Below are 6,569 nucleotides of genomic sequence, written 5' to 3'. Positions count from 1 at the left end.
ATTTTCGGGTACAAAAGAGGCGAAGATGAAATCGGAGGAGGCCCGCTGGATCGCGGGACTGCGTCGTGGGGACACGGCGGCGTTTGCTTGGCTCCTGGACACGTTCGGTGGACGGGTTCGTGGCCTCGCGCGTCGCTACGCCCGCTGCGACGCCGATGCGGACGATCTCACCCAGGAGATCTTTGTGGCGCTGCACGCCAGCTTGCCCAAGTTCCGGGGGGACGCTGCCCTCTCGACGTTTATCTATCGGGTTGCTATGAACCACTGCTTGAAACACCATGCCCGCCAGAAGCCAGAGAGCGTCCCCTACGACGATCTCCCGCTGGCCGCCGCCGATACCGATGCTCCTGAGCGCTCCGCTGCCCGCAAAGAGCTGGCTCAGACCCTCGAGACCGCGCTGGGCATGCTGACCGAGGAGCACCGCCAGATTGTCGTGCTCCATGAGCTACACGGGCTGACCTACACCGAGTGTGCCACAGCGCTGGGGGTGCCTGTGGGCACGGTCAAGTCGCGGCTGTTTCACGCGTTCCGCAAGCTGCGCGTCCAGCTGGAAGGCTACGTCCATGCTTAAGTGCCAGAGTCCCCTACAAGAAGACCTGAAGGCCTATCTTGATAGTGAGCTTGCTCCCATGCGCCACGCGGCAGTCGCCAAGCATTTACTGAGCTGCCCGGTCTGCCAGAGCGAGCTTGCGGCCCTGCGCCAGCTCTCGACCCAGCTCACCGAGGCACTGCCTGCCCCCGCGCCCTTCTCCGATGCCCTTCGTGCCCGCATCCTCGCCACACTCCCAGAGACTCCCCAGCCACGGCCCACTCTCCTGTCCTTCTGGCGACGCCCCGGCCCGCTCGCCTTCGGAGGAGCCCTCGCCGCCGGTTGCGCCTTCTGGCTCTGGGCGCGGGTTCCCGAGAGTAGTAAAGTGAGTGCGCCTGCTCCGCAAGTAGCCAATAAGGCCATGAGCGAGGCTCCAGCGGCCTCAGTGGCGGAAAGCAAGGCTTTTGCCGACAACGTGCCTCAACCGGCAGTCGCTGCAGCCCCCGCAGAGGCCCAAAAAGAGGCCCAAGTGATAGCGTCGCCCGCTCTCTCCGCAGCGACACCCACTCCCGCTCCAACTCCCTTGCCTCTGCCAAGTCAACAGTCGCCGGTTAACTCTCAGCGCTCCATCGCACCTGTCAAACCAAGAACCAATGTGCTCACTATCCCCGAGCCTGGGACACATAAGGCAGAGGCAGACACAGGTTCACCTACATCTGCATCTGCATCTGCATCTGCATCTGTGGCAGACAGCATGGATGCGAAAAAAGCAACCCTGGAGCTGAAGTCACAAGATAGCTCTCAGCAGCTCAGAGCCCTTACGGCTCGGCGAGTGGCTGTGCCCGCTAGCTACACGCTCACTATCGCGGCAGGTAAGCGCACGGAGACCTTGGAGACCATCCATAAGCTAGCGGAGGAGCTCTCGGTAACCGTGGGCGAGGAGCAACCCGAGCTCAGTCTGCGGCTGGCCCCAGATCGGCGCGAGGTGCTTTTGGAGCGCCTGAAGGCACTGGGCGCGCTGGTGGAGACGCCCCCCAGCGCTACTACCACTACCTACGCCAACCCCACAATCTCCAGTGGTCCTGCTCCCGCTGCCAAAGTTACGCCCCCATCTCAGTCTCCGCTACAGCTGATATTGGTAATTAAAGAATCCGAGCCGAAAAAAGAGTCAGAGCGCAAAGAGCTGCCGTAGCTCGTCGCCTTCGGGCTGGCGACCGTACTCACAGAGGCGGAAGGCTTCGGCGTGCTGGCAGGAGCCGCCGTTGATTCTGGCTCCCACAGATCGCTCGGCACGGTAGGCCCCACGGCGCTCGACGATACCACGGACGCGGGCTTGGCGGCCTGCTTCGTCAGCGGGGACTTCGTGCAGGACGCCTGCATTATAGGGAAGCCACTCAAAAAACTGCGAGGCGTGGGCGCAGACCATGTGGGTTTTCTCGTCGAGGCAGTCGTCTATCGGGACTTGAATCTCCGCGACAAAGGGCTGAATGTCTTTAAAATCGTCGTACCAGTAGGCAAAGACGGGCATGCGGTCTAGGTGACGCGTGTCGGGGCACATTAGCGGGACGGTGAGCATGTAGGTGGCGTCTAAGACAAGCTGCGATGTGTACCGGTGATCGCGGTGGTAGTCCAGCGGGCGGTTGAAGAGCACCAGATCGGGGCCCTTGCCGGGCTCACCAAAGCTGCGCAGGCAGCGCACCATGGCCTCGGTGCTGGGCTTATCCACATAGACCTCACCGTCGTGGATCTCCAGAGTCTCGTAGCGGGCCCCGATCACCGCCGCTGCACTCTGCGCCTCAATCAAGCGCCGCGCGGCGAGGCTCTCCGGATCGGCTTTGTACTCGTCGGCGAAGTGGCCTTTGTCGCCATTGGTGACGGAGACGAACTTCACTTGGTCGCCGCGTCGCCGTAGCCGCGTGGCAAGTCCGCCGACATTGAGCTCGTTGTCATCGGGGTGGGCACCGATACAGAGAATATATTGCATCCGCTATTTTAGCACAGCACACGAGCCTGAGTCTGCTAAGACAGGGGAGAGAAAGTGCTGCATTTTCTCTATCGGCTCGCCACGAAGCAGTTTTCCAATACTCTGGCCTAGCTCCGTCACGATTTCGTGCTGACGGATTTGGATCGTGCTAATTCCTGAGAGAGTGCGGTGCATGAACCGGGCATTCAGGCCCGTCAGAAGCGAGACATCTTCTGGGACACGCTTGCCCAGGTCTTTGAGAGCACGAAGCGCCCCCAGTGCGGCCAGCTCATCGGCGGTAAAGATCGCGGTGGGCGAGTTTGGCTGAGAGAAGCGCTCACGCACGAGGGCATAGACTCCCTCCTCACCCCAGATGGTGTCTTCGTAGTTCAGAGTGTCCCCCAGACCGAGCTCTGTACAAGCCGCGTGGCAGCCTTGGTAGCGCCCCTCCCCCGACATTAAGTCGCGGCCAATGTTATGAAACAGAATCTTGCGGTGGCCGTAGCCCGCCAGCGTCTCGATCGCCAGCCGCCCCACCGCCTGGTTATCCATCCCAATAGCAAGCAGGTCGGGCTCTGGTGCCGACCCACGGATCACAAAAGGCTGGCCCAGCTCACGCAGCAAGGCGGGCCGCAGGTCGTTTTTCCGGATGTCCGTGAGAATGAGGACATCGCAGATATGTGCCCTCGCAAGCGACACTAAAGAGTCGGAGGCTTCATACGGGCACTGATGCAGGAGCAGATGGAGCCCCTGCTCTGCCAAGACTCCCATAAGCCCCCCGATAATCTCATGGTAGTGCGGGGAGAGCGCCTGGTCTCCTAGGGGTTGGAGCACCAGCCCCACCAGATCGGTTCGCCCCTTTGCCAAGTTCTGTGCCGCTTTGTTGGGCTGGTAGCCCAGCTCCCGCGCTACCTGCTGAATGTGCAGCTGCTTCGCCTGACCGACCGCACGTCCCGCACGCTGGCGGTCATTGAGAACGCGTGAGACCTCGGAGCGTGAGACCCCAACCTGCTGTGCAATATCTTCGAGCCGAACCGAGCGACGGCGTGTGGATTCTTCCAAATTTGATAACCTTATGCTTCACGAACAGAGTTCGTTACTTTGGACACAGGAAATCAGCAAAAGTTGTACTGAATTTGGAAGATGTTTAGCGCTTGATCACGGGGGGCTCTAAGGGAAGTTTCTCCGTGTCGGGCCACTGGGTATGCCACTGCGTCACCTGCTCGTAGGCAAAGGCGAGGCGCAAGACAGCGTCTTCGCGGAAGAGATTCCCGGTAAACTCAATCGAGATCGGCAGGCCACGCTCGCTCTTGCCACAGCGGGTGAGAAGCGTCGGGTGGCCAGTGAGGTTGGTGTAGGTGATGCTAGGCGCACTCCCCGCAGGCGTCACATAGACATCGGTTCCCTCCAGCGCGGTCACCATCTCTTGTTGAAGCCGACGACGAATACGCTGCGCTTGCAAGTAATCCGCCGCGGGAACCAGTGCGCCTTCGCGGAACGTGTTGGGCCAGGCGCTATTTCCCTGCTGCACCAGCTCCCGTAAGCCCCCCGAGGCCGCCAGCTCGGAGAACGCCGCCGCGCCCTCGGCATGGATCGTCAGGCCCGGAATCGCGCCATATGCCGGGTCCAGCTTGGGCAGCTTGACGGGCTTGGGCACAGCTCCCAGGGTTCGCAGAACCGTGAGCACTTCTTTCTGCGCACTGTTGGCACGCTCAAAGCCCGCTTCATCGAAGCCAACTCTCAGGCTGGAGAGCTTGCTGTCCGGCTTCCAGACAAAGGGAATGTTCTCTAAAACGCTGTCATCAAAGCCATCGGGGCCGTGGATGGCAGAGAAAACCAGGGCGCAGTCCTCGACGCTCCGGCAGATCGGGCCGATCTTGTCCATGGTCCAGGAGAGCGCCATCGCGCCGTGGCGGGAGACGCGGCCAAACGTGGGGCGCAGGCCCGTTGCGCCGCACTCGCGGCTGGGAGAGACGATGCTACCGTAGGTCTCAGTGCCAATCGCAAAGCCCACCAGCCCGGCCGCCACCGCGCTCGCCGAGCCCGCCGACGAGCCCGACGAGCCGCGCGTCGCGTCCCACGGGTTGCGCGTGATCCCGCCAAACCAGACATCGCCCATCGCCAGCTCGCCCATCGAGAGCTTGGCGCAGAGCACGGCTCCAGCTTCTTGCAGTCGCGTCGCCACGGTCGCCTGGGCGCTCTCCAGAACCTGGTTTTTATAGGGCGGCGCCCCAAAAGTCGTGCGGGTGCCCTTCACAAAAAATAGGTCTTTCAGGCCAAAGGGAATCCCATGGAGCGGCCCGCGCCACTTCCCCGCCGCGATCTCTTTATCGGCGAGCTCCGCCTGTGCCCGCGCCGTATCCTCCAGCAGCGAGACGACGCACAAGAGCCGTGGCCCGTAGGTTTTAAGCCGCTCCAGATACAGCTCCGTGAGCTGAGTGCTCGTCACTTTCTTTAAGGCGATCAAGCGGCTCAGAGTTGCCACGCTCGCAAACGCCAGGCTTTTCACATCGCCGCTAAACTCGGGCGTCTTCGCCTTCGAGAGGCGCGTCTCGCTCTTGCCTTTGGGGAGCGCCACTCCGGCGATCACCGGATTAAAGTGAAACGCGGGCGGCAGGCTCCCGATCAGCGCACTGGTGCGTACGGCTTTGAGGCTCTGCTGAAACCCCGCCATCCCAGAGAGAAGCTGCGTCCGCTCCGCCTCAGTCGTCTCCCGCCCAATCAGCCTATCGGCGGCCAGCAGATCACTCTCGGTGAGCTTCTCGCTCTTCGGAGCCTCTTTTTTCTCTTCTTGCGCCTGCGTCTCCCCCGCCAGCGTACTCACTGCGGCCATCGCGGCCCCCGTCACCATCTCCCGTCGGCTGATTTTTTTCATGATGCATTGTACTCAAATTCTGTGGATGTTAAGATACCATCATGATCTGGGAGAGTCTCTTACTAGGGCTGGCTTTTCTTCTGACAGGCGTTCATCTGGTGCGTCTGCGCCGCCAAACGCACCTCTGGAGAAAGCTCGCACCACTTTGTTTTCTCGGAGCGCTGGCGTGTGTTGCCAACGATCCCTTTCATCGCTCTCCTCAATGGCTTTACTACGATACCTTTGGCAAGCAACCTTCCCTCGCGATCCACAACTTGGAAGGGGAGCTATCGGGCTGGGGAGATTTCTATGACTGCGTTTTGGAGTTCGATACCGATCCGATAACGTTTACGAAGCTCTGTGAAGAGCTAAACGTTCGCAAGGAAGCGGGGCACTATAACTATATCCTCCCCCGGCATCAGCGCACGGGCATTTGGGGACAGTCATTTCTCCCCGATACTGCGAGTGTTACCTACTCTCCACATCAAGGACATGCTCGCTTCCACTGGGCATTCTACGACTAATTTTAAAAAATCTCTTTTCTTCTTTAACAACGTCACGTTTCGCTGCGATATTGCTCTCGCCAGTGGTTGAAACGCCGCTGGAAATGCTGCGAAGTGGACAAGAGGTTAAGTCGCCAGTCTCATAATCTGGAGATCGCGGGTTCGAATCCCGCTTTCGCGCCTGTTTGTTTGGTTTAACGGGGTGTGGTGAAAGAGTAAACACGGCAGTTGCCCGCAAGGGCGGTTCCGTCTTCGCCTTCTTGTCTGTTTTTCGGGCCGCTAGAAGAGGGTTATCTGTAGGGCTGCTGGCGAAAGCCGGTGCAGGGTGCAAATCCAGGCCACCCCGACCATTATTGACGTTTTTTATATTTTTGGAAGCGTAGCTCAGTCGGTAGAGCGGGAGTCTGAAAAGCTCCGCGTCGCAGGTTCGAGCCCTGCCGCAGCCACTTGGTTCATGAAAACGGAGACGGGCCGGAGTGGCGGGGTTATCTTTTCCAACAGACAACTCCCCGCTATCACCACTTGCCTGTTTCACTAGTATTGGTTTGGTTTGTAGGAGCGTAGCTCAGTCGGGTAGAGCAGGAATTCCGTTTCCGCCCCTTGCCTGGTTGCAGTGCCGGGCCGAAGGTGACGGTTATCGACTTCTAATCGCCGGGTCGTGGGTTCGAGTCCCACCGCTCCTGTGTCAAAGAAAAATAAAATCTCAGAACGGGCCGTAGC

Annotated in this window: 6 protein-coding genes and 3 tRNA genes; 6 read left to right on the top strand and 3 right to left on the bottom strand. The window is 60.1% G+C overall.

Annotated features, from left to right (window positions below; genetic code table 11):
• The coding region (locus AC1XOS_RS18215; protein ID WP_481963640.1) for an RNA polymerase sigma factor at window positions 1-571 on the top strand (571 nt) is incomplete at its 5' end.
• Window positions 564-1,721, top strand: a complete 1,158-nt coding sequence (locus AC1XOS_RS18210; protein WP_481963639.1) for an anti-sigma factor family protein — start codon at window positions 564-566, stop codon at window positions 1,719-1,721. The genes AC1XOS_RS18215 and AC1XOS_RS18210, both read left to right, overlap by 8 nt.
• Here the strand turns inward: AC1XOS_RS18210 and AC1XOS_RS18205 are convergent.
• From AC1XOS_RS18205 to AC1XOS_RS18195, 3 genes are all read right to left on the bottom strand, one after another.
• Window positions 1,698-2,513, bottom strand: coding sequence for a PIG-L deacetylase family protein (locus AC1XOS_RS18205; RefSeq protein WP_481963638.1), 816 nt, complete (start codon window positions 2,511-2,513; stop codon window positions 1,698-1,700). The two genes, AC1XOS_RS18210 and AC1XOS_RS18205, sit on opposite strands and share 24 nt — an antisense overlap.
• 3 nt (window positions 2,514-2,516) lie before the next feature.
• Window positions 2,517-3,554, bottom strand: a complete 1,038-nt coding sequence (locus tag AC1XOS_RS18200) for a LacI family DNA-binding transcriptional regulator (protein ID WP_481963637.1) — start codon at window positions 3,552-3,554, stop codon at window positions 2,517-2,519.
• Window positions 3,555-3,639: 85 nt separating this feature from the next.
• Window positions 3,640-5,367: an amidase gene (locus AC1XOS_RS18195; RefSeq protein WP_481963636.1), complete on the bottom strand. Its 1,728-nt coding sequence runs from the start codon at window positions 5,365-5,367 to the stop codon at window positions 3,640-3,642.
• 41 nt (window positions 5,368-5,408) lie between these two features.
• Between AC1XOS_RS18195 and AC1XOS_RS18190 the strand changes: the two genes are divergently transcribed.
• The 4 genes from AC1XOS_RS18190 to AC1XOS_RS18175 all read left to right on the top strand — a co-directional run bounded on the left by AC1XOS_RS18190 (window position 5,409) and on the right by AC1XOS_RS18175 (window position 6,532).
• Entirely contained in the window at window positions 5,409-5,870 is a 462-nt protein-coding gene (locus tag AC1XOS_RS18190; protein WP_481963635.1) for a hypothetical protein, read from the top strand.
• 87 nt (window positions 5,871-5,957) lie between these two features.
• Window positions 5,958-6,030 (top strand) — tRNA-Met (locus AC1XOS_RS18185).
• Window positions 6,031-6,226: 196 nt separating this feature from the next.
• Window positions 6,227-6,295 (top strand) — tRNA-Phe (locus AC1XOS_RS18180).
• A gap of 108 nt (window positions 6,296-6,403) precedes the next feature.
• Window positions 6,404-6,532 (top strand) — tRNA-OTHER (locus AC1XOS_RS18175).
• Window positions 6,533-6,569: the final 37 nt, after the last annotated feature.

It is taken from the genome of Armatimonas sp. (genome assembly GCF_964826245.1).
This window is presented reverse-complemented; position numbering and strand designations above follow the sequence as displayed.